At 49.6% G+C, this 23,537-nt stretch carries 26 protein-coding genes; 22 read left to right on the top strand and 4 right to left on the bottom strand.

Going from position 1 to position 23,537, the window contains the following annotated elements; translation table 11 throughout:
• Positions 1-274 precede the first annotated feature (274 nt).
• The 17 genes from rluC (at position 275) to CWI84_RS00900 (ending at position 13,661) form a co-directional block, all read left to right on the top strand.
• Positions 275-1,234, top strand: a complete 960-nt coding sequence (rluC, locus tag CWI84_RS00980) for a 23S rRNA pseudouridine(955/2504/2580) synthase RluC (RefSeq protein WP_126840707.1) — start codon at positions 275-277, stop codon at positions 1,232-1,234.
• Positions 1,235-1,244: 10 nt separating this feature from the next.
• Positions 1,245-1,931 carry an HAD-IA family hydrolase gene (locus tag CWI84_RS00975; RefSeq protein WP_198674461.1) on the top strand — a complete coding sequence of 229 codons (687 nt, stop codon included), beginning with the start codon at positions 1,245-1,247 and terminating at the stop codon, positions 1,929-1,931.
• A complete protein-coding gene (locus CWI84_RS00970) occupies positions 1,921-2,517 on the top strand; it encodes a Maf family protein (RefSeq protein WP_126840705.1) in 597 nt (198 codons plus the stop codon). Before CWI84_RS00975 ends, CWI84_RS00970 begins: the two co-directional genes overlap by 11 nt.
• Positions 2,518-2,567: 50 nt before the next feature.
• Positions 2,568-3,095, top strand: a complete 528-nt coding sequence (gene yceD, locus CWI84_RS00965) for a 23S rRNA accumulation protein YceD (protein WP_126840704.1) — start codon at positions 2,568-2,570, stop codon at positions 3,093-3,095.
• Between the two features lie 16 nt (positions 3,096-3,111).
• Complete coding sequence (gene rpmF / locus CWI84_RS00960) at positions 3,112-3,282, top strand: 50S ribosomal protein L32 (RefSeq protein ID WP_006955319.1); 171 nt, start codon at positions 3,112-3,114, stop codon at positions 3,280-3,282.
• 7 nt (positions 3,283-3,289) lie between these two features.
• On the top strand, positions 3,290-4,315 hold the full coding sequence (gene plsX / locus CWI84_RS00955; RefSeq protein ID WP_126840703.1) for a phosphate acyltransferase PlsX: 1,026 nt from the start codon (positions 3,290-3,292) through the stop codon (positions 4,313-4,315).
• 8 nt (positions 4,316-4,323) lie between these two features.
• Positions 4,324-5,283 (top strand): beta-ketoacyl-ACP synthase III, encoded by a 960-nt coding sequence (locus CWI84_RS00950; protein ID WP_126840702.1) that lies wholly within the window; start codon positions 4,324-4,326, stop codon positions 5,281-5,283.
• 6 nt (positions 5,284-5,289) lie between these two features.
• Positions 5,290-6,219 (top strand): ACP S-malonyltransferase, encoded by a 930-nt coding sequence (gene fabD / locus CWI84_RS00945; protein WP_126840701.1) that lies wholly within the window; start codon positions 5,290-5,292, stop codon positions 6,217-6,219.
• A gap of 11 nt (positions 6,220-6,230) precedes the next feature.
• A complete protein-coding gene (gene fabG / locus CWI84_RS00940) occupies positions 6,231-6,965 on the top strand; it encodes a 3-oxoacyl-ACP reductase FabG (protein ID WP_126840700.1) in 735 nt (244 codons plus the stop codon).
• A gap of 119 nt (positions 6,966-7,084) precedes the next feature.
• Entirely contained in the window at positions 7,085-7,324 is a 240-nt protein-coding gene (gene acpP / locus CWI84_RS00935) for an acyl carrier protein (RefSeq protein ID WP_126840699.1), read from the top strand.
• Between the two features lie 140 nt (positions 7,325-7,464).
• A complete protein-coding gene (gene pabC / locus CWI84_RS00930; protein ID WP_126840698.1) occupies positions 7,465-8,226 on the top strand; it encodes an aminodeoxychorismate lyase in 762 nt (253 codons plus the stop codon).
• Positions 8,211-9,221, top strand: a complete 1,011-nt coding sequence (mltG, locus tag CWI84_RS00925; protein ID WP_126840697.1) for an endolytic transglycosylase MltG — start codon at positions 8,211-8,213, stop codon at positions 9,219-9,221. The genes pabC and mltG overlap by 16 nt, the downstream gene beginning before the upstream one ends.
• A 7-nt stretch (positions 9,222-9,228) precedes the next feature.
• Complete coding sequence (gene tmk, locus CWI84_RS00920) at positions 9,229-9,849, top strand: dTMP kinase (protein ID WP_126840696.1); 621 nt, start codon at positions 9,229-9,231, stop codon at positions 9,847-9,849.
• The gene (locus tag CWI84_RS00915; RefSeq protein WP_126840695.1) at positions 9,846-10,712 is read left to right on the top strand and encodes a DNA polymerase III subunit delta'; all 867 of its coding nucleotides are present in this window, start codon (positions 9,846-9,848) and stop codon (positions 10,710-10,712) included. The genes tmk and CWI84_RS00915 overlap by 4 nt, the downstream gene beginning before the upstream one ends.
• 21 nt (positions 10,713-10,733) lie before the next feature.
• Positions 10,734-11,060, top strand: a complete 327-nt coding sequence (locus tag CWI84_RS00910) for a hypothetical protein (RefSeq protein ID WP_126840694.1) — start codon at positions 10,734-10,736, stop codon at positions 11,058-11,060.
• A 3-nt stretch (positions 11,061-11,063) separates the two neighbouring features.
• On the top strand, positions 11,064-11,855 hold the full coding sequence (locus CWI84_RS00905; RefSeq protein WP_126840693.1) for a TatD family hydrolase: 792 nt from the start codon (positions 11,064-11,066) through the stop codon (positions 11,853-11,855).
• Between the two features lie 312 nt (positions 11,856-12,167).
• Complete coding sequence (locus CWI84_RS00900) at positions 12,168-13,661, top strand: bifunctional 2-methylcitrate dehydratase/aconitate hydratase (RefSeq protein WP_126840692.1); 1,494 nt, start codon at positions 12,168-12,170, stop codon at positions 13,659-13,661.
• On the opposite strand, the gene ansA is transcribed toward CWI84_RS00900, so the two are convergent.
• Positions 13,658-14,671 carry an asparaginase gene (gene ansA / locus CWI84_RS00895; RefSeq protein WP_126840691.1) on the bottom strand — a complete coding sequence of 338 codons (1,014 nt, stop codon included), beginning with the start codon at positions 14,669-14,671 and terminating at the stop codon, positions 13,658-13,660. The genes CWI84_RS00900 and ansA overlap by 4 nt on opposite strands.
• A gap of 53 nt (positions 14,672-14,724) precedes the next feature.
• The gene (gene sppA / locus CWI84_RS00890) at positions 14,725-16,578 is read right to left on the bottom strand and encodes a signal peptide peptidase SppA (RefSeq protein ID WP_198674460.1); all 1,854 of its coding nucleotides are present in this window, start codon (positions 16,576-16,578) and stop codon (positions 14,725-14,727) included.
• Between the two features lie 105 nt (positions 16,579-16,683).
• Between sppA and CWI84_RS00885 the strand changes: the two genes are divergently transcribed.
• Complete coding sequence (locus CWI84_RS00885; protein WP_126840690.1) at positions 16,684-17,259, top strand: NAD(P)H nitroreductase; 576 nt, start codon at positions 16,684-16,686, stop codon at positions 17,257-17,259.
• A gap of 21 nt (positions 17,260-17,280) precedes the next feature.
• Here CWI84_RS00885 and asnS read toward each other — a convergent pair whose 3' ends face one another.
• Entirely contained in the window at positions 17,281-18,681 is a 1,401-nt protein-coding gene (gene asnS / locus CWI84_RS00880) for an asparagine--tRNA ligase (protein WP_126840689.1), read from the bottom strand.
• A 100-nt stretch (positions 18,682-18,781) separates the two neighbouring features.
• Between asnS and CWI84_RS00875 the strand changes: the two genes are divergently transcribed.
• Complete coding sequence (locus tag CWI84_RS00875; protein ID WP_157980976.1) at positions 18,782-19,153, top strand: hypothetical protein; 372 nt, start codon at positions 18,782-18,784, stop codon at positions 19,151-19,153.
• On the opposite strand, the gene bioA is transcribed toward CWI84_RS00875, so the two are convergent.
• The gene (gene bioA, locus CWI84_RS00870) at positions 19,129-20,439 is read right to left on the bottom strand and encodes an adenosylmethionine--8-amino-7-oxononanoate transaminase (protein ID WP_126840687.1); all 1,311 of its coding nucleotides are present in this window, start codon (positions 20,437-20,439) and stop codon (positions 19,129-19,131) included. The genes CWI84_RS00875 and bioA overlap by 25 nt on opposite strands.
• Positions 20,440-20,553: 114 nt before the next feature.
• Here bioA and bioB point away from each other — a divergent pair, with 114 nt between their 5' ends.
• From bioB to CWI84_RS00855, 3 genes are read left to right on the top strand one after another with little or no spacing between them, the layout of a single operon-like run.
• On the top strand, positions 20,554-21,594 hold the full coding sequence (gene bioB, locus CWI84_RS00865) for a biotin synthase BioB (protein WP_126840686.1): 1,041 nt from the start codon (positions 20,554-20,556) through the stop codon (positions 21,592-21,594).
• Between the two features lie 6 nt (positions 21,595-21,600).
• Positions 21,601-22,770 (top strand): aminotransferase class I/II-fold pyridoxal phosphate-dependent enzyme, encoded by a 1,170-nt coding sequence (locus tag CWI84_RS00860; RefSeq protein ID WP_157980975.1) that lies wholly within the window; start codon positions 21,601-21,603, stop codon positions 22,768-22,770.
• Positions 22,767-23,534 (top strand): methyltransferase domain-containing protein, encoded by a 768-nt coding sequence (locus tag CWI84_RS00855; protein ID WP_126840684.1) that lies wholly within the window; start codon positions 22,767-22,769, stop codon positions 23,532-23,534. Before CWI84_RS00860 ends, CWI84_RS00855 begins: the two co-directional genes overlap by 4 nt.
• Positions 23,535-23,537: the final 3 nt, after the last annotated feature.

The raw sequence follows: 23,537 nt of genomic DNA, 5'->3' as shown, positions 1-23,537 counted from the left end.
GTGCCATATTGCCGCGATTTCAACTTAAGACCTGAGCTTGACCTGTGGCGTAATATTTCAACGTTTCCGTGCCTTCAACATCTCGGTGCGTTCACCGTATGCTGATGTGGACCTGTTGTTGCCGACAGTGTCTATCAGATCTCGCGAATCATTTTTCGTTTAATCAGACCGCCCCTTGGCGGTTTTTGACACGCAATTATTCCACGAAAAGCCGTGCCATTACAAGAGCCAATTTGTTTTCCGTCACCGCTTTTTAAGTGATAAACTACGCGCCATGAACAAAGCCGTAACTACCGAACAGCGCCAAGTGCAGTGGCAGTCCATCGACGATGGTCACGCTGGGCAGCGCATCGACAACTATCTCATCGCGCAATTGAAAGGCGTGCCGAAATCGCTTGTTTATCGCATTCTCCGCAAAGGCGAGGTGCGGGTGAACAAAAAGCGCTGTAAGCCAGACTATAAGTTGCAAGTGGGCGACCAGGTACGTATTCCACCGGTAAAAGTGCAAGAAAAAGCGCCTTTGCCGTCCAGTAAGTTAGAGCAAGTACAACAACTTGAAAGCGCCATTTTATACGAAGATGACGCCTTCATGGTGATTAACAAGCCATCAGGAATGGCAGTGCATGGCGGTAGTGGTTTGCAATTCGGGTTGATTGAAGGGCTTCGCGCGCTGCGCCCAAATAGTAAACAGCTAGAACTGGTTCACCGCCTAGACCGCGATACCAGTGGTTTGCTGTTGGTCGCGAAGAAGCGTTCGATGCTGCGCGTGCTGCATCAACAGTTGCGCGATAAGCAAGTGGATAAACGCTATTTAGCACTGGTACGCGGACAGTGGCAGAAAACCACCCGCAAAGTTGCCGCACCGTTGAAAAAGAATACCCTGCAGAGTGGTGAACGTATTGTTCGCGTAGACGAACAGGGCAAACCGTCAGAAACTGCTTTTCGCATTTATCGTCGTTATGCGGAAGCAACGCTAGTGGAAGCATCGCCGATTACTGGGCGCACGCACCAAATTCGTGTTCATACGCTTCATGCCGGCCATCCTATTGCCGGCGACCCGAAATATGGTGACCAAAAGTTCGACCAGATGATGACGGAGCGCGGCTTGAATCGACTCTTTTTACATGCTTGGCAGTTGCGTTTTAATCATCCGAAAACGGGTAAGGCGATGCAATTTGAAGCGCCTTTAGATACTGTTTTAGAAACGGTACTCAGCCGTCTAACCGTTATGTAGTAGGTCACTGATGAGCCAAAAACACCTAATAATCTTCGATTGGGACGGCACACTGATGGACTCAGTGGGGCGAATTGTGTCGTCGATGCAAGCCACCGCTAAAGCGCTAGAACTTCCAGTTCCGCTAGCAACCGATGTACAACACATTATTGGTTTAAGCCTGGCGCCCGCCATCGAACAGCTATTCGGTGGTTTAGCTGAGCCACAATTACGCCAATTTATTCGTCGCTACAGCGATGAGTATGTCACTTTTAACCAAACCCCAACGCCGTTATTCAACGGTATTGAAGTGATGCTCGACAGCTTGCGAAAGCATCACCTGTTAGCAGTTGCAACCGGCAAAGCACGGCGCGGCCTTAACCGCGTTTTAGCAGAGACGTCCTTACATACCCACTTTGTCGCAACCCGAACAGCGGACGAAACGGCGGGGAAACCAGACCCGTTAATGTTGCAACAACTCATTAATGAGGCACAAACCAGCGCTGCGCGTACTATTATGGTAGGTGATTCTATTTACGACATGGAAATGGCGAAGAATGCTGGCGTTACCGCTATCGGGGTCAGCTATGGCGTGCATAGTCATGCGCAGTTGCTAGCTGCAGGGGCCAGCACGGTGGTAGATTCACCCGCTGCCTTGCACCATTACCTCGAAACCGTACTGCCGCAATCACCAGAGGATCTTAGCCATGTCAGTTGAACTCGTTCTCGGCTCCAGTTCACCGTACCGCCGCGCGATATTAGATAAGTTGCACCTGCCTTATCAGGTCTGTAAGCCGGAAATTGATGAAACCGCGCGGGCGGATGAGTCGGCGGAACAACTGGTGTTAAGGTTGGCGCAACAAAAAGCGTTGGCGGTAGCTGAACGGTTAAATAAAGCAGCATTAATCATTGGCTCGGACCAAGTCGCGGTATGCGACGGGATGATTCTCGGTAAACCAGGTAGCGAGGCCAATGCTCGACAACAACTACAACGCTGCAGCGGGAAGCGTGTAACTTTTCTGACCGGTCTGGCGTTATACCACTCAGGCATACAGCAGATGGATAGTGTGGTGGAGCCATTCAGCGTTGAGTTTCGTTCGTTAACGGATGAGGAAATTGCCGGCTACGTGCGGTTGGAACAGCCGCTAAACTGTGCTGGCAGTTTTAAAAGTGAAGGGCTTGGGATTAGTTTGTTTACACGCATGGTCGGCGACGACCCGAACGCGTTGATCGGCTTGCCAACCATCCGGTTGCTTGAAATGCTAAGAAAACACCAGATAAACCCGTTAACCTTGGCGGGTTAGCGCAAATTACCCTTGTTTTTGACCCGTAATTCCTTTACTATTCGGCCGCTATGCAAAATGTTCGTATACCCGTACAGGTCGACCCGGTTAAATGTGCCGTTAAGCGTGCACAATATGACGGCGTGGTCCCTGCACAAACGTTGAAACGATTTCAAGAATTGCTGCTTGAACCGAGTCAGGATCCTATTGTTGAAATAGGTTTTGGCACAGACCCGCAAGGGTTGATGTTTTTTAGCGGTAAGGCCAGTGTCGAAGCCAGCGTCAAATGCGAACGGTGTGGTGAACCGCTGGCAGTTGCTATTGAGGCACAGTTTGCGTATGCTCCCGTGACTCAAAAGCAGACAGCAGAAGATTTTCCAGAGGCTTATGAAGCAATCGAACCCAATGAATTTGGTGAGATTGCCTTGCATGGGCTGATTGAGGATGAATTGATCTTGGCAATGCCACTCGTTCCGAAGCACGAGCCAAGTGAATGTTCGGTAGATCGCGACGCCATGACGTGGGGCGAAATTGACGAAGAGGCAGAAGCCAAATCTGAAAACCCATTCGCGGTGTTGCAAGAATTAACGCGTAAATAACCAGGAGATAGCGTAAATGGCTGTACAACAGAATCGTAAAAGTCGTTCAAAGCGCGACATGCGCCGTTCACACGACGCATTAAGCGGCCCTACACTGTCGGTAGATTCGACTTCAGGTGAGACTCATCGTCGTCACCATGTCACTGCTGACGGTTACTACAAGGGTCGTAAAGTCGTCAATAAGTAATTATTGAGTGATAAAATTGCGTTTAGCAATTGATGCAATGGGGGGCGATCATGGCCCCTCTATTGTTATTGCCGCACTAAAAAAGGCGGTTTCCCAATTCCCCGATGTCGAGTTTGCTGTTGTTGGCCGCCAACAAGAGCTGCAACAACTCCTTCAAAGCCAAGCTCTCAACGATCATCCAGCCATTTCAATCGTCCATGCAGAGGACGTTGTTACTATGGCGGACAAGCCTGGCTATGCACTGCGTGCAAAACCTGAGTCTTCAATGCGCAAGGCTCTCGAACTCCTTGCCGATGGTCACGCCCAAGGTGTCGTTAGTGGCGGCAATACCGGCGCATTGATGACCAAAGCCTATTTTGTGTTAAAAACCTTACCCGGCGTATTACGCCCGGCGTTGATGACGGCGCTACCGAATCAGCGTGGTGGCCAATCGTATTTACTTGATTTGGGTGCAAACCCGGTGTGCGATTCCGATACGCTATTCCAGTTTGGCGTTATGGGCTCAGTCGCAGCACAACAAACCCTTGCTATCAGTAAACCTCGGGTGGCATTGCTGAACATGGGGGAAGAGGAAATTAAGGGTAGCGACGTGGTACGCCATGCCGCACAACTGCTGCAATCATCGGAGGCGGTAGACTATATCGGCTTTATTGAGGGTAACGATATGTTTACCGGCAAAGCTGATGTGATTGTCTGTGATGGTTTTGTTGGTAACATCGCGCTAAAAAGTTGCGAGGGCTTAGCAGAGCTTCTGGTTGCCAACGTAAAATCGACAATTGCTTCCCATTGGGCATATCGCTGGTTTTTTCGGTTATTTTCGAAAAAGCTTCAGCAGTCATGGGATTGGTTGAAGCCCGACCACTATAACGGCGCAAGTTTGATAGGCTTACGCGGCGTGGTGATAAAAAGTCACGGCAGTGCCAACAGTGAAGCATTTTATAGTGCTATCCAACAGGCGGTGACTGAAGCACGCGAAGAGCTGCCTGAACAAATTAAAAGTCGGGTAGAGTCCGTTCTCTTAGAACAAGCGTAAAAGCTATCATGACATTTTCTCGAATCGTTGGAACGGGTCATTATTTACCGTCTCAACGCTTAACTAACGCTGAACTTGAGCAGCGTGTCGACACTTCCGATGAATGGATCCGTGAGCGAACCGGCATTCGTGAACGGCGTATAGCGAGTGCAACAGAAACGGTGCACTCGATGGCAACCTTGGCTGCGAAAAATGCCTTGGAAATGGCAGAGTTAACCGCAACAGATGTCGATATGATTGTCTGTGCAACCACCTCTGCTGAACATGCTTTTCCCTCCGCGGCTTGCTACATCCAACAGCAACTAGGTATTAGCACCATCCCAGCCTTTGATGTCGGAGCGGCGTGTTCTGGGTTTATTTTCGCCCTCAGTGTTGCCGACCAATATATTAAATCAGGCCAGTGTAAAAACGTGTTAGTTGTCGGTAGCGATGTTTTGGCGCGGCTTTGTCATCCTCAAGATCGTAATACCTTAGTATTGTTTGGCGACGGCGCTGGAGCTGTGGTGTTGTCAGCCAGTGAGCAACCTGGCGTTCATTCAACACACATATATAGTGCCGGCGAATACACCGAATTATTGGGGGCTAAACAAGCGACCCGCGATAGTTCGGAAGACAGCGACCGTTGGATGTATATGCGTGGTAATGAAGTGTTTCGCGTCGCCGTTACCAAACTCAGTGAATTGGTCACTGACACCTTGAAACACAACAACCTGTCCGCAGATCAATTAGACTGGTTAATTCCGCATCAAGCGAACCGCCGAATTATCGCCGCTACCGCAAAAAAATTACGGATGCCGATGGATCAGGTTATTATGACCTTGGATTACACAGGTAACACCTCTGCTGCATCGGTACCCATTGCCCTAGATGTTGCCGTGCGCGATGGTCGTGTTAAACGGGGTCACCGATTATTATTAGAAGCCTTTGGTGGTGGATTCGCCTGGGGCTCAGCATTAGTCACGTTTTAAAGGATAATGACGATGAGTAAAGCATTATTGTTTCCCGGACAGGGATCGCAAACCGTCGGTATGCTAGCAGATGTTGCTGAGCATACGTCATTAATTAAAGACACTTTCGCCCAAGCCAGTGATGCTCTAGGGTTCGATTTGTGGGCGTTGGTTCAAGATGGTCCTGATAGTCGCCTCAATCAAACCGAGAATACTCAACCGGCGTTGTTAACCGCAAGCGTTGCTTTGTATAAAGCGGCGGTTGCCGAAGGGTTAGCTGACGTCACAGTAATGGCCGGACACAGCCTTGGCGAATACTCTGCGTTAGTTTGTGCAGGCGCTTTGGGCTTTGAAGATGCAGTAAAACTGGTACGCGATCGTGGCCAGTTTATGCAACAGGCGGTTGCAGAGGGTGAGGGTGCGATGGCGGCAGTTATAGGCGTTGATGACGACGTTATTCGGCAGTGTTGTGCTGAAGCTCAGCAAGGCCAAGTTGTGGCGCCAGTGAACTATAACTCGCCAGGGCAAGTGGTCATTGCTGGCCATAAAGCGGCGGTTGCGCGTGCTGGTGAAGCGTTAAAAGAAAAGGGCGCTAAGCGAGTGTTGCCGTTGCCCGTGAGCGTGCCATCTCACTGTGAATTAATGAAGCCTGCGGCGGAACAATTAAAGCAACGATTGGCGGAAATTAGTATTGCCCAGCCAAAAATCGCCGTCATTAATAACGTTGATGTGGAATCGGCGATGGCGGAAGACGCCATTCGTGATGCGCTAGTTAGACAACTATACTCACCAGTACGATGGACTGAGTCGGTACAAAAAATAGCCGCTATGGCGGTTACCGAGAGTTATGAGGTTGGCCCAGGTAAAGTGTTAAGCGGCCTAGTTAAACGTATTGATAAGCAGTTAACGTGCACACCGTTGAATACGGTTGATGCGCTGCAAGCATTAAAAGGGTAAAGGAATCGTTTATGAGTTTGGAAAACAAAGTTGCACTCGTTACCGGCGCCAGTCGTGGGATTGGTAAAGCCATTGCACAACAACTGGTTGCTGCTGGAGCAAAAGTCATTGGTACGGCAACCTCAGAAAATGGCGCGGCAGCGATCAGTGAATACCTTGGCGACAACGGTAAAGGAATGGCGCTGAACGTAACGGATAGCGAGCAAGTTGCTGAGGTATTGAAAGCTATCGAGGAACAATTCGGCAGTATCGATATCTTAGTCAATAACGCGGGTATTACTCGTGATAACTTGATGATGCGAATGAAGGAAGACGAGTGGGATAGCGTTATCGAAACCAACCTAACGGCTGTATTCCGCCTCGCTAAAGCTGTTATTCGCGGCATGATGAAGCGCCGTGAAGGTCGCATCATTAATATCAGTTCGGTGGTTGGAACAACGGGTAACCCAGGCCAGGTCAATTACTGTGCCGCGAAGGCGGGCTTAACCGGTTTCACTAAGTCATTAGCAAAAGAAGTGGCTGCGCGCGGCATTACCGTGAACTGTGTAGCTCCTGGCTTTATTGATACCGATATGACAAAAGCATTGACCGAAGAGCAAAAATCGGCAATTTTTGCTAATATTCCCGCTGCACGTTTAGGTGCGCCGGAAGAAGTCGCTGCTGCTGTAGCATTCTTAGCGAGCCCTGGCGCCGCTTATATCACTGGTGAAACCATCCATGTGAATGGTGGAATGGCGATGATTTAACCGTGTAGGGGTACGACCTCTCGGCATAATCGCAATTTTTGCTTTATTAATGCTGTCGGTTTCTCTAAACTACAGCCAATTTTTCACTCTCGCGAACACTATTGAGGGATTTTAATACCATGAGTAATATCGAAGAACGCGTAAAGAAAATCATCATTGAGCAGCTGGGCGTTAAAGAAGAAGAAGTAAAAGCAGAAGCTTCTTTTGAAAACGACTTGGGTGCAGATTCATTGGATACTGTTGAACTGGTTATGGCTCTGGAAGAAGAATTCGAGACCGAAATTCCAGACGAAGAAGCAGAAAAAATCAAAACGGTTCAAGCCGCGATTGATTACGTTAAAGCACACTCTGACGACTAATCGTTAGGTAGTGCTAGAAAGGGCGGATGATTATCCGCCTTTTTTTATGCCCGAATATCGGCCAATTGGCATTCCGGCAGCTAGGATTTTTACGGTGATGATGGTACAAATGGCGAGCAGTCTAATTCAAGGAGCAGAGTGTGGAAGAGTGCTTCCCGGAAGCCACTGATCGTGGCTTACAGTTCGGCGACGGCCATTTTACCACCGTACGAGTGCGGGCAGGGCAATTGTGTTTATGGCCTCAGCATTTAAACCGCTTACTCACTGCACAAGCACAGTTGCTGATGCCGAATTTTGATCCGGAACAGCTAAGCACCGCAGCATGTAACCGTGCGCAGCAAATCGGCGAGGGCGTATTGAAAGTGATCGTCACTCGTGGTGATTCCACCCAAGGCTATGGCTATAGTGACGATATCAGCAGCCATATTTACTTGAATGGCAAGGCTTTGCAACTGCCAGCTCCCACACCGCTAAACCTGTTTAAAGCGGAATTAACCCTGAGTATACAGCCACTTCTGGCCGGTATAAAAACCTTGAACCGCTTGGAACAGGTGCTATTAAGCCAAGAACAACAACGGCGCCAATGTCAGTTGTGGGTGGCTGATCATGACCAGCAAATTTATGGTGGGGTCCAAGCCAACCTATTCTGGCGCGTCAACGGCCGCTGGCATACACCACAAATAAGTGGTGCCGGAGTTAACGGGATTGCACGACAACAGTTGCTGAGTAGCGGCTTAATGGGCGAGGTGGAAGTGGCAGAGTTTCCTTGCCAACATCTTGCTGAAGCGGAACAAGCGTTCTTGTGTAATTGTGTGCGAGGTATTCAACCGATTGCACAGCTTGATGGCCGCGCGTTAGAAGTGCTCGATTATAAAGATTGGGAATTATGCTTAAATCAATAAAATCGGCGTTAGCGCTGTTATTTACCGTTGTTGTTATCGTTTTAGCGATAATCTTCGCGTTACGATCTTACTATCCGCAAACACGTTTAGCTGTGTCAGAAGACACGCCATTAGTTATTGCGGTTGAGCGTGGTGACACCAGTCGCGATGTATTGATGCGTCTGCAACAGCAACAACTCATCAGTTCTGCACGACTACACTATTGGTTAGCGAAGTTAAGCGGCCAATTAGGACCAATTAAACAGGGCTACTATGAATTTGCTGCCGCGACGGACTGGCAGACATTTTGGGGCAAACTGATAAACGGCGAACAAATGTTGTTCCAAGTGACGGTTATTGAGGGGCAAACCGCCGCCCAAGCACTGGCGACACTGCAGCAGGCGCCGCATTTAACTCACGATACCGCAGGATTATCGATGACGGCTATTGCAGAGCGGTTAAGCGACGGAGCATTTCACAACCTCGAGGGACTCCTACTGCCCGAGACCTACGCTTATCAGGCAGGTAGTAGTGATTGGGATATACTGCAACATGCGTATGAAAGCATGCATCAACACCTGATGGAGGCCTGGCAGCAGTGCGCAGCGCCTTGTGCCGTAGACACTCCTTACCAACTGCTAATTTTAGCCTCGATCATCGAAAAGGAAACGGGCTTGAATAGTGAACGCGAGTTAGTGGCATCGGTGTTTGCTAATCGTTTGCGTAAAGGTATGCGGCTACAGTCTGACCCGACCACAATTTATGGTATAAAGGATTTTGACGGGAACCTGACTCGCGCCCACCTGCGCGAACGAACACCTTACAATACCTACCGTATTGATGGGTTACCGCCAACGCCTATCGCGCTGCCGGGAATCGCATCGTTACAAGCGGCGGCAAAACCGGCAGATACCGATTATTTGTATTTTGTGGCGAACGCCGATGGCCAGCACGTGTTTTCAAAGACGCTAGCGGAACACCAAAAAGCGGTTAATAAATATCAAAAAGGACAGTAATCACGCTATGCAAGGAAAGTTTATTGTAGTTGAGGGCCTTGAGGGCGCGGGTAAAAGCTCGGCAATCGCCACCATACTTTCCCATTTACAGGCCAAGGGCATTCCATTGGAAACGGTTCGTGAACCGGGTGGAACACCGTTGGCTGAAGCGCTGCGAGAACTGGTAAAACGTTCTTGGGAAGAGTACATTAGCCCCTCTACAGAACTGTTGCTGATGTACGCGAGCCGGGTTCAGCTTGTGGAAAACGTGATTATGCCCGCTTTGAAGAACGGTAAATGGGTGATCGGCGACCGCCATGACTTGAGTTCTCGTGCCTACCAAGGTGGTGGCAGGGAGCTTGGTGACGAGCGCTTGCAAGCACTAAAGTCACTGACCCTAGGAAACTTCGCGCCAGATTTGACCCTGTTACTGGATGTAGATGCCGAAACTGGTTTACAACGCGCGCAAGAGCGCGGAGAGCTCGACCGTATCGAACAAGAATCATTAGCGTTTTTTGAACGCACTCGGCGCCACTATTTAGCCATTGCGGCACGTGAGCCAAACATTGTGGTGATTGATGCCAACCAACCAATGCCGGCAGTGCATAAAGACATTTTACGGGCAATTGAAGAGCAACTTTTTATATGAGCTACGCTTGGTTAAAGCAGCCATGGATGAATTTTCTTGCGGCGGCAAAACAACATCGTCTGGCCCACGCCTACAGCATTAACTGGGATAAGCAGTTAGGAAGCGACGTGTTTGTCGAGCAAGTGGTGAACTACTTGTTATGCCAAAGGCCTAGTGGAAAGGCCTGTGGTCAATGTAAAGCCTGCGAACTCTACAACGCCGGAAATCATCCCGATTTACAAGTGGTCAGTGACGATGACAAGGCCAGCATTGGGGTAGATAGTATTCGCCAGTTAAGCCAGAACTTGTACCAGACAGCCAACCAAAGCGGTAACAAAGTCGTGGTCATTTATCAGGCGGAACGGATGACAGAAGCGGCGGCTAATGCCTTATTAAAGATGTTAGAAGAGCCACCACAAAATAGTTACTGGTTGATCACTGCGAAACGCCAAGGCTTGTTATTGCCGACCATTCGCAGTCGCTTGCAGAAAATCGTATTAAGCCGTGCAGATAACCACGCAACGATAACCGATGAGCAACGTGCGCATGCGCAACAATTACTTGCAGCATTGCAGGGTAAACAGTTGTTGCCGAGTTTGGACAGTAAATCTGCCGCACAGGAGTGGCTGGTGATCACCGAATGGCTGTTCAGTGATTGGCTAAAAGTTGCACATCGAGCACCCTTTCAAGCGCTCACCATGCCAGCCTTGGCAGACGACTTAAGCGCGCACCATAAACGTTATCCCCACCACGCTGATGTAATTTTACGCAGCCAACGCGAGCTGGCAGTGATTAAGCGCCAGTCTTTCCACATTGCCGGTTTGGCGATAGCCAACCAACTGCGGCAATTATGGCAATCACTGCGTGCTAAACTAAACGGCTAAATCCGCTTCTCAGGAGCGTAAATGGCCGCTTTATATCTGCAACTCGACTCACAAACAATGGGCTTTTTAGGGCACTTCTCGAGTCCTACGTTCTGGTGCTTAACCTGCGCCGAGCGTGGAGCAGGGCTTGGTACAATGATGCAGGTCAATCTTAGCGGATTGACTGAGCCGTTCGCCGCACAGGTGATTTGGGTCGTCGGCAACGTCGAGCATAAGCACTTGCTCGTGTTACAATGTTGCGATGAAAATGTCGCTAGCCGACAGGCGCTCACTCAGCATCAGCAACAGGCGGATAGCCAAGCGAGCGAGCGCCGTTGGTTACAGTTATTACAGCAATTAGCGGAGTAATCTGTGTTTGTCGATTCCCATTGCCATTTAGATAAAATCGATACCGATAAGTTAGGCACAGACCTAGCAACAATCGTAAAGAATGCCGAACGCAAAGGCGTACGCCACATGCTTTGCGTGTGTGTCACGCTAGACCAATTTCGTCCGATGGCAGCAGCGGTAGAGCCGTTTGATAACGTATCGTTGTCTTGTGGCTTGCATCCACTGTACGTTAAAGATGAGAAAACCCCTGCAGATGATTTCTATAAAACCTTGGTAGAACTAGGCGCGGACCCTCGTGTCATCGCTGTCGGCGAAACCGGGTTAGACTACTTTTACGACCCGGATAGCAAAGCCATTCAGCAGCAGGCATTTGCTAAGCATATTGCTGCAGCAAATACGCTGAAGAAGCCATTAATTATTCATACCCGAGATGCGCAACAAGACACCTTGGCGATTCTGAAGGAAGGCAAAGCGGAGAAGTGTAAGGGCGTACTGCATTGTTTTACCGAGTCGCTTGAAATGGCCCAACAAGCCATCGATGAATTGGATTTTTACGTCTCTTTATCCGGCATTTTATCGTTCCGTAATGCTGAAGAATTGCGTGCGACGGCTAAAGCATTGCCGTTAGAGCGCCTGTTGATTGAAACTGACAGTCCCTGGCTTGCGCCGGTGCCGCACCGCGGCAAACAAAACCAGCCAGCCTATGTCGCAGATGTCGCGAAGTGTCTGGCAGAAGTGAAGGGGGTAAGCATTGAAGAAGTGGCCGAAGTGACCACCAATAACTTCAATGAGTTGTTCAAGCAGCATGTGTAAAAAGCTGGGGATAAAGCGCGAATAAGCTGTGATTAATTTTTGTAGAATTTTTACAAAATCTTTACTTTTCATGAGGTTAAAAGTTCCAAAGAAAAATTTTCCATTTTTTAAAAAGTTGTCTATGCTTGTGTGTACTGCTCAAAATTTCCACAATCATTGTGGCATCATGAGTTAGCGCACGGCTCTTCATTGAGCCATTCCCCTATACCCGGAACAATCTGGATTGGTTCCGGGTTTTTTTTGCCTATTGTGAGCAAAATCTCAGTTATCTCGTAGACTTAAATAGCACGCATTTTTCAACGAGGAGTGATTATGTCTGCCACGGTAGAAGCGAATAAACGTCCTGATTACGATCACGTCATACAAGATATTGCTGACTACGTGCTGAATTACAACGTTGAGTCTGATGAAGCGTGGCAAACTGCAAGGCATTGCCTAGCCGATACCCTCGGTTGTGGCATGCTAGCGTTGCGCTATCCAGAATGTACTAAACATTTGGGCCCACTGGTTGAAGGGACTCAGGTTCCCCATGGCGCGCGCGTGCCTGGCACCGACTATCGCATGGACCCGGTGAAAAGCGCTTGGGATATTGGCTGTATCATCCGCTGGCTAGACTATAACGACACTTGGCTTGCAGCGGAATGGGGCCATCCATCAGATAATCTCGGCGCTATTCTCGCCGTCTGTGACTACCTATCGCAGCAACGTGTCGCCGCAGGTAAAGCGCCGTTAACAATGAAAACTGTCCTAGAAGCTATGATTAAAGCCCATGAAATTCAGGGAGTTCTGGCGCTAGCAAACAGTTTCAATCGTGTGGGTTTAGACCATGTGGTGCTGGTTAAAGTGGCCTCAACGGCTGTTGCAACTTGGCTTATGGGGGGTAGCAGAGAGCAGCTAATGGCCGCGATATCGCATGCTTGGGTGGACGGCCAGGCTTTACGGACCTACCGCCATGCCCCAAATGCGGGCTCTCGTAAGTCCTGGGCTGCTGGCGACGCGACCTCACGCGCAGTGCGCTTGGCCGACATTGCAATGCGTGGCGAAATGGGCGTGCCAGGTGCATTGACCGCGCCACAATGGGGGTTTTACGAGGTCTTATTCAACAAACGCAATAGCGACCAACAGCTCAAACCCAAACAACAGTGGCAATTCAGCTTCGATCGCGATTTTGGCAGCTATGTGATGGAGAATATTTTGTTTAAGCTGTCTTTTCCAGCCGAATTTCACGCCCAAACAGCCTGTGAGGCAGGCGTTAAGCTGCATCCTGAAGTGGTGGATCGAGTGGAAGAGATTGAGAAAATCACTCTGACAACCCACGAATCAGCTATTCGGATTATTTCTAAAGAGGGCGATTTAGCCAACCCGGCAGATCGCGATCATTGTTTGCAGTATATGACAGCGGTGGCGCTATTGGAGGGAGAGGTTACTGCCGATCACTACGAAGATGAATACCACCAACAACATCCCGAAATTGATCGTTTACGGGAGAAAATGGTGGTCGTTGAATCGGACCAGTATTCAAAGGATTACTTAGATCCGCAAAAGCGCTCAATTGCTAACGCCATCCAGATAACCTTCAGCGACGGCAGTAGCACCGAGCAAGTGGCGGTGGAGTATCCGATTGGCCATCGACGTCGTCGCGAGGAGGGGATACCTGTGCTTGCGGATAAGTTTTATCGCAATTTGCTGACCCAATTCCCGCGCCAAAAAGCGGATAGGATTTTTGCCAGCTACGACGATCATCAGGCGCTGCTGGCTACACCGGTTAATGAGTGGTTAACGCTTTGGACCCAGAAAGCGACTTAATTGCTGCTCAGTTCCCCGCGCAGATCTTGGGTCATTTGTTGCCGGATCTGCTCGGGACTTAACGGTTGTGAAAGCAGATAGTGAAGCTTAGTGAGTGCTGCTTCAATGGTCATATCGGCGCCGCTAACGACACCAATTTCGGCCAACGCATTGCCAGTTGCATAGCCATCCATGTTGACCCGACCACGAAAGCACTGGGTACAATTTACCACAACTAAGCCTTGCTGAATGGCGCTATTAAGGCTATTGAGTAAGGCTGGATCTTGGGGCGCATTGCCAACCCCATAGCTTTGAATAATCAATGCTTTAACAGGTTGCTTAATAACGTTCTCGATGATATCTGCAGAGATGCCTGGGTAGAGCATAACCACACCCACCGGTTGCGGCGTAATTGGCGTGACATTTAACTCAGCCTTGCCAATCGGCACAACTTTACCTGCTTGCACCTTTATTTGAATGCCGGCTTCTAGCAACGCTGGAAAATTTGGTGACGCAAAAGCGTTGAAGCCGTTGGCATCCGCTTTAGTCGCTCGATTTCCGCGGTACAGCGTATTGTTGAAGAACAAGCTGACTTCATGAATGGGGTAATTGGCGGCAATGTAAAGCGCGTTAAGAAGGTTCGTTTGACCATCGGAGCGTAAAGCGGCAAGCGGAATTTGCGAACCCGTGACGATCACTGGCTTGTCCAGATTTTCAAACATGAACGACAGTGCTGAGGCGGTATACGCCATGGTGTCGGTGCCATGCAAAATCACAAAGCCGTCGTAGTCATGATAATGCGTGGCTATGTCGTCGGCGATAGCTTGCCAATCGCGCGGCGCCATATTCGAGGAGTCCATCAACGGCTGGTATTCGTTGATGGTGAATTCTGGCATCTCCTCACGAAAAAATTCTGGCATCCGTTGGACGCATTCACCTAAATGGCCGGCCACAGGAACATAGCCCTGGGCCGATTTTTTCATTCCAATTGTGCCACCGGTGTAGGCAACGTAAATGCGCTTTTTCGTCATCTCAGGCTCTCCAACCCCTCAGTTTTTCCGCCAATAAAGGTATTGGCCTTAGTTTAACGTGGTTGCAGGCATAACGCACAGTAAGAATAAACCCCTTGAGGATCGTTAAAGTGACCTAACGGTGCAGCACTGTCGAATAATTGCTGCGCCTGTTGGACTAACCAATTATTGGCATTGGCTTGGCCGGCATCAGGCAGAAGAGTGCTGGCAACTGAGGAAAGCTCCATCATCCACTTAAACCGCGTCGATACATCTTGCTTAATGGTTTTAACGCGATAGTCATCCAGCTCTGCTAATTTTGCCGCCGCTTGGATAGCGTCATCGTAGTCTCCCAAGTGGTCAACCAAGCCCCGCTCAAGCGCTTGGCGCCCTGTCCAAACACGACCTTGGGCGATATCGTCCACTGCTTCAACAGACATGCCTCGACCATCGGCAACGATGTTTAAAAATTTCTGATACGCATTTTCTACTGAACGCTGCAGTATGGCTTGCTGTTGTTCCGGTAGGGCAGTGACGTTGGTGATCGGTTGCATATCGGTCGTTTGCACGGTGTCCGCGTGTACACCAATGGCATTTAAACTGTCTTCTACCGTAAAGAACATGCCAAACACCCCGATAGAGCCCGTAATGGTTGTAGGCGCTGCCCAGATTTGATCTGCACTGGCTGCAATCCAGTAGCCGCCAGAAGCAGCGACACTGCTCATGCTGGCGATAACAGGGATGCCCGCTTTTTTCAATTCCAACACTTCTTGGCGAATGATTTCCGAAGCAAAGCTACTGCCACCAGGACTATCAATACGTAACACCACCGCTTTGGTGTTCTCATCCAACCGCGCTTTACGCAATAGTGCGGCTGTGCTGTCGCCACCAATCATGCCGGGCTTCATCGAACCATTAACGATTTGACCACGCGCAACAACGACGGCGATTTGTGGTTTATCTTTGTCGGGCAAAATTTGTTCAACACTCGGCGCGTGAAGGTATTGCTGAAACCCAATTTTACGATAGCTTTCCTCGTCCTCATCGTATCCTGACAGGTTGATGAGTTCTGCGCGCAACTCTGAACGGGTCAGTAAGGCATCGACTAAGCCTGTATTGAGCGCCATTTTGGCGGTATCGGCATTGGCTTCAGTAAATGCGGTTTCGTAGTCGCTTAAACTACCGCTGGTAATCATAGGGCTAATGTCGCGGTTAGCTTCGATATCAGCGACAAAACTTTGCCACATTTCACCATACAATGCCTGATTAGCCTCGCGCGCTTCATCTGACATGTTATTCCGAATAAAAGGCTCGACCGCAGACTTATATTTACCGGCTTTAAAGATATGTGGATTGATTTTTAGCTTATCGAGCAAGTCTTTAAAATACAGTTGCGTGTAATTAAAGCCATCGAGTTCTACTGAACCCATCGGATTCAAATACACTTTGTCGGCGTAAGACGCTAGGTAATATTGCTGTTGATTATAAAAGTCCCCCGATGCAATCACCAGCTTCCCAGCTTCGCGGAATTTCTGCAGTGCCTGGCCGACCATTTTTAGCTTATTGATACCGCTTGGAAACAACGCACTCAAGTCTAAATGAATCGCGCCAATACGCTCGTCATTGGTCGCGTTCTCTATGCTTTTGACTAAGTCAGTCACCAATACTTCGGGCCGGTCATCTTGTTGATGAAACGCACGATCAAAAAATTGTGCCAACGGGTCTTTATAGGTCAGTTCCTCGACCAACGTACCCACCGGATTAACTTCTAAGATGGCGTTATCGGGCACCACAATCGGCTCTTCATCGTGGAACAGAAAAATCAATACCGCGGCAAGTACTGAAAAGAACACGAGGTTTACGATGACACGACGAATGCCATTGATAAACCGCCACAAATAGCCGAACATTGCACGCAGAGATTTCATAACCACTCACTTCAACTGGAACTTTTTCAGTGTCGCAGAATAACTGACCGACCTACAATGTTCCAGCGGAAGAATGTAACTAAGCATGATCATTAAGGGGTAGTCATGGATGCATTGGATTTGTTAACGCAACGCTCGTCGATGCCGCGGCTAATGGAACCGGGCCCAAGCGCAGAGCAATTGACACTGATTCATCGTGCCGCGGTACGGGCGCCCGATCATATGGCGCTAACGCCGTATCGTTTTATTGAATTCGCTGGGGCAGACCGGCAGTTACTGGGGGATGTTTTTCAACAAGCCGCACTAAACCGCGAATACTCGGACGACGTTGTTGAGCGAGCCGGGCAAATACCGTTTCGCGCGCCGTTAGTTATTGCCTGTTGTTTGCAGTACCGTGCCCACGATAAAGTGCCGCGCAATGAGCAATTATGCAGTGCCGCCTGTGCCACTATGGCGATGCAGCAAGCGGCATTCGCCCAAGGTTTAGGCGCAATTTGGCGCACCGGTTGGATGGCGGAAGACGATTATGTACGAGAGCAGCTAGAATGCGGCGATGATGATGAGATAGTAGGATTCTTGTACATTGGTACACCAGCAGTGCCGACGCCGATTAAACCAGAAAAAGATCCATCAGGGTTTTTCTTAAATCCCAAGTCCCTAGTGACGCTGGCGACCGAATAGTCGCCAGCAATAGGGTATGGCTTAAAAGGCTGCGCTTTTCGGTGCGCGAGGGAACGGGATGACGTCCCGAATATTTTGCACGCCGGTAACGTAAGCCACTAAGCGCTCGAAGCCTAAACCAAAGCCTGCGTGTGGAACTGTGCCGTAGCGGCGTAAATCGCGGTAGAACTGATATTCTTCTTTTGGCAGCTGCATTTCTTCAATCCGCTTATCAAGAATATCCAAGCGCTCTTCACGGGCGCTACCACCGATAATTTCACCAATACCTGGCGCCAATACATCCATTGCTGCAACGGTTTTGCCATCTTCGTTTTGGCGCATGTAAAAGGCTTTAATGTCGCGCGGATAGTTTTTCAGAATAACGGGACCACCAACATGTTTCTCTGCCAAATAACGTTCGTGTTCTGACTGCAAATCGACACCCCATTCAACCGGGTATTCAAATTTTTCTCCGCAGTTTTGCAAAATTTCAATGGCGTCGGTGTAGTCCATATGAACGAATTCGCTGTCGACGATTGCTTGCAAACGTTCTACCGCATCCGCCTTAATACGCTGTGCGAAAAATGCCATGTCATCAGGGCGCTCACGCAACACTGCAGCAAAAACGTATTGCAACATATCTGCGGCTAAGCCAGCAATATCATTAAGGTCCGCAAAAGCGACTTCTGGCTCTACCATCCAGAATTCCGAGAGATGACGACTGGTGTTGGAGTTTTCGGCACGGAATGTCGGCCCGAAGGTATACACCTTTGACAACGAAGACGCATAAGATTCTACGTTCAACTGCCCTGAAACTGTCAAAAATGCCTCTTTCCCGAAAAAGTCTTGGCTAAAATCCACTTTGCCATCTTCAGTTTTAGGGACGTTGAGCATATCTAAGGTCGAGACCCGGAACATTTCTCCCGCACCCTCGCAGTCGGAGGTCGTGATAATAGGGGTGCTGACCCACAGGTAACCGCGCTCATCAAAAAAGCGATGAATTGCCTGTGCTAGGGTGTGACGAACCCGCATTACGGCGCCAGTAATATTGGTCCGAGGCCGCAAATGAGCATACTCACGCAAATATTCCATTGAATGGCGTTTGGGCGACATCGGATAGGTGTCAGGATCTTCTACCCAGCCGTACACTCTGACGTTGGTCGCTTGCAACTCGAACGATTGACCTTTGCCCTGAGAGCGAACAACAACGCCAGTAATAGCGATAGAACAGCCAGTGGTTAGCTTCTGCACTTCATTCTCATAATTCGACAATTCTGCAGGCACAACCGCTTGCAATGCATCAAAGCACGAACCGTCGTGAATATTAATGAAAGAAATACCCGCTTTTGAGTCGCGTCTTGTACGAACCCAGCCACGTACCGTGATCTGCGAGTCGACAGCAATCTTGCCGCCGAGCACTTCAGCTACAGAAGCGTATGACATTGACGTTATTACTCCAACAATGAAAAACTAAAAGATAAGTCTTGCTATGTTACCTTGCTTTGGCGCAGACTCAAGTAGCAAAGCACTTTTAGCAACAGGAATGATGATGAAAGTAGGGCACCCCAAGGACTTATTAACCGCAAAATTTTGGTTACACGTATTGGCGTTGACCAATCTTGCTGGGTGGGGCTTTTTCATTATCGCCGCGATTGTATTTCACTACGCCCGTCCAGAGCCCGATACCATTTTGACCGAATTTTTCGGGATTAGCGTCCGCGAGTACTGGCAAATAACCCTCAGCGACTTATTTGTTGGCTCGATGTTTATGGGCTTTTTACTCAGCGTTATTAGTATTGGCCTAAATATTCTGTTGTACAAAGAAAGTCGCCACCACTTATGGTTAAACCTCTGGATTTTAATTTTTGCCAGTGGCGGCGCGTTAGTCTATTACTCGATGACGTCGTTAGCATAATCTGCCATCGCTTGGGTTAAGCGGCTTAATTGCTCAGCATTAATAATGTAAGGCGGCATAATGTAGAGCAGGCGGCCAAAAGGTCGAATCCACACCCCAGCTTCGACAAACTGCTGCTGCGCGCTTGCAACATCGATATTTTCGCGCATTTCAACCACACCAATGGCGCCTAACACCCGCACATCCGCCACCGATTGAAGCTGCTTTAATGGCAACAGTTCAGTGCATAATTGTTGTTCAATAGCCGCTACACGGCTTTGCCAGTCCGAACCCATCAGTGTGTCGATAGCTGCGACCGCAACGGCGCAGGCCAGTGGGTTACCCATAAATGTTGGACCATGCATTAATGCGCCGCCGCCTTCACCTCGGCTAATGGTTAGCGCAACGTCGTCCGTGGTTAACGTGGCGGCCAGGGTCATATAGCCTCCGGTCAATGCTTTTCCCACACACATAATGTCTGGACTGATTGCCGCATGCTCACAGGCAAACAGTTTGCCAGAGCGACCAAAGCCTGTAGCAATTTCGTCGGCAATCAACAACACGTCGTAACGGTCACAAAGTTGCCTTACCTCGCGTAAATACTGCGAGTGATAAAAGCGCATACCTCCCGCGCCTTGAACAATCGGCTCAAGTACCACTGCGGCAATGCTCTGATGATGGCGCGCTAACTGCTGCGCTAGTTCAGCGATGTCAGTGTCATCCCACGGTTGCTCGAAGGTCGTTTCGGGGCGAGCCACAAAACGTTGCGGAATAAGGGTATTTTTAAACAGATGATGCATGCCGTTTACCGGGTCACAAACCGACATGGCGGCGAACGTGTCACCGTGATAGCCACCGCGAATGGTGAGCAACTCGGTCTTAGCGGTTTCCTTGCGCGCTTGCCAATACTGCACCGCCATTTTGATCGCCACTTCAATGCTGATGGAGCCTGAGTCTGCAATAAAGACGCGGCGAAGCGGCGCCGGCGTTATCTTAACCAAGCGGTCTGCCAATGCCACCGCTGGTGGATGGGTAATACCGCCAAACATGACGTGCGCCATTTGATCGATTTGTTGGTGAGCAGCCGCATTGAGTTGCGGGTGATTATAGCCATGGATAGCTGCCCACCAAGAGGACATACCATCGATTAACCGACGGCCATCCGCGAGCGTTAATTCAACGCCTGCTGCAGCAACTACCGGATAGGTAGGCAATGGATCAATCATTGAGGTATATGGATGCCAGAGGTGTTCTTTATCAATCGCTTGGGCATTAGGTAAAAACGCGTCGCCGAACGCTATACTCATAAATCCGCTCACATTTTAATCGGTTGTAAACTTATGATAATTCTTTAAGTTGACAGTGTACCGTCCCTCAGTATCCTAGTCGAGATATAGCCCAGATAATCAAAGGAATTTCTAATGTCGAGCGAATTGCGTCACGATTGGACCGTCGACGAGGTCAAACAACTGCTACAAATGCCATTTAATGATCTGGTATTCCGTGCGCAGTCTGTCCATCGCCAACACTTCAACCCGAATGAAGTTCAGGTGAGCACCTTACTTTCGATTAAAACCGGTGCGTGCCCAGAAGACTGTAAGTATTGTCCGCAAAGTGCCCACTACCATACCGGCCTCGATCGTGAACGCTTGATGGCTGTGGAAAAAGTGCTCGCCGAGGCAGAGCATGCAAAATCATTGGGCGCCAGCCGTTTTTGTATGGGCGCGGCATGGCGTAATCCGAAAGATCGTGACATGCCTTACGTTATCGAAATGGTAAAAGGGGTCAAAAAGCTGGGCCTAGAAACCTGCATGACGCTTGGCATGCTATCGCCTGAACAAGCGCAAGCACTGAAACAAGCTGGACTGGACTACTACAATCACAACCTTGATACCTCACCTGAATTCTACGGTGACATTATCACTACCCGTACCTATAGCGACCGTTTGAATACTCTGCAAAATGTCCGCGATGCGGGGATGAAAGTCTGCGCCGGCGGCATTGTCGGCATGGGAGAAAGTGTTGATGATCGGGCATCGCTTTTAGTACAGCTAGCAAATCTACCGCTTCACCCTGAGAGTGTACCAATCAATATGTTGGTTAAGGTTAAAGGTACGCCATTTGAAAACCTCGACGATCTTGACCCATTTGAATTTGTCCGCACCATTGCGGTGGCTCGCATTTTAATGCCAGAAAGTCACGTTCGCCTTTCTGCCGGGCGGGAAAATATGAACGACGAACTGCAAGCATTAAGTTTCTTGGCCGGCGCAAACTCCATTTTCTACGGTGAAAAACTGTTAACCACTGCCAACCCTGAAGCAGACGCGGACTTGCGTTTATTTCAGCGCTTAGGTATTAGCCCAGAACAACACCATGGTTATGATGATGATATTCATCAGGCGGTGATTAATGACGCGCTGACCGAACAACAGCAACCAGTCAAATATTATGATGCGTCGTAACTGACGGTGAAAGAGTTGCTTCAGCGCCTAACCGCGCGGCGTCATTCAACCCAATATCGGCGATTACGCGCTCGCGGTCACAGTGAAGCGGGGCGTGTGGCGGTTGACGGTAAACAATACTGGCAGTTTGCTAGCAATGATTATTTGGCGGTTAACGACCATCCCCAGCTGCGACAACTGGCCGCGCAGGCGGTCCTGCAATGGGGAAGTGGTAGCGGCGGTTCGCCCTTAGTGACTGGCCATTCTACAGCACATCAAGCGCTGCAGGAACGGTTGCAGCAATGGCTAGGGTCAGAGCACGTATTGTTGATGAGTAGTGGTTTTGCCGCCAACCAAGCCTGTTTAGCATTGCTACCTGAAACAGATGAAAAAATCTTTGCCGACCGCTTAGTACATGCATCGTTGATCAGCGGCATGCAACAATCGGGTAAGCGCTTTCGTCGCTTTCGCCACAATGACACCAGCCAGTTACAACAATGGTTGCACCGAGAACCGTCGAATATTGGTAAGTGGATCGTTAGCGAAGGCGTTTTCAGTATGGATGGCGATCAGGCACCAGTGGCTGAGTTGATTCGTCTAGCACGCCAATACCAAGCGCGTTTGTTACTTGATGATGCGCACGGTATCGGAGCGCTGGGTGAAGCTGGGAGGGGGATTGTGGCCCCTCATAAAATGCCAAACGATGCAGTTTATACCGCCACTTTTGGTAAAGCTCTAGGCTGCCACGGTGCCTTCATCGGCGCCGATGCAGAGACCATTGATGCGATCCAACAATTTGCCCCCGAGTACATTTACTCCACCGCGATGCCTGCCTCACAAGCGGCGTTTTTGCTTGAAGTGATTAGTTGGCTTGTGACCGCAGAAGGTATCGAAGCGCGCCAAAGGTTACAACAAAACATTCACCGCATGCGGCAACTGTTTGAGCATTTCGGTATAGCGACTGTGGCCTCTGAATCTGCCATTCAGGTCGCAATAATGGGCTCTAGCGAGAACGCCAACCGCTGCGCAGAGGTGATGCGTGAGCAAGGGGTTTGGGCCGTTGCTATTCGCCCACCCACCGTTGCAGAGGGGAGCGCTCGAGTGCGATTTTGTGTATCTGCTGCACACGGCAACGAGGCTTTCGCTGCGCTAGAACGTGGTTTCAAGGTTTTGCGTGATGAGGGGATTCAGCATTGAATAAGCAGCTTATTGAACGGCGATTTTCTGCCGCCGCGCAGCAATACCAGCAGCATGCCAGCCAACAAGCAGCAGCGGCGCAGCAGCTCCTCAACTATTTACCCGAAGATTTTCATGCCCAACATGTGTTGGACTTGGGGTGCGGCCCTGGCTCACAGTTTCTCACCTTGCGGCAACGAGCTAACACCTACACCGGCATTGATATCGCCGCCGCCATGCTAACTCAAGCACAGCAAACCTATAATGGTGGCTCCTGGCTGAAAGCCGACTTTGAGGATTTACCGTTAGCAAACGACAGTGCTGACTGGGTATTTGCCAATTTTTCACTGCAATGGGCGGAAGACTTTAGCCAAGTCCTGCGTGAAATTCGCCGAGTAGTTATGCCCGGTGGGCGCATTACCATAAACACATTGGCCGCAGGAACATTTAGTAGCTTGCGCAGCAGTGCACTGCACGCCACCGGCAGTCCGCGAGTGATGCGATTTGCTGAGGTTTCACTATTGCATGCGCAAGTCGCAGCCGTGTTTCCAGAAGTCGAAATGCATCTACGTACTGAACAACAACATTTCCCCACACTGACTGACGCCATGCGCAGTATTCGTGGCGTTGGCGCATCCTATCATGGTGTTTCAGAGCGCGGCTTACTCACCCCTCGACAATTAAAACGTTGGCAACAGCAAGCCCAAAAGGCCGCCGGGAACGATAATCAGATTTCTCTTGAGTGGCAGATATTAGACATTACAGGCAGCGTTAAGGTTAACTAAAAA

This window comes from Idiomarina tyrosinivorans, assembly GCF_003987475.1.
In the GTDB taxonomy this organism is placed as follows: Bacteria; Pseudomonadota; Gammaproteobacteria; order Enterobacterales; family Alteromonadaceae; genus Idiomarina; species Idiomarina tyrosinivorans.
Note: the sequence above shows the minus strand (reverse complement) of the source record. Positions and strands in the feature narration are given on the sequence as shown.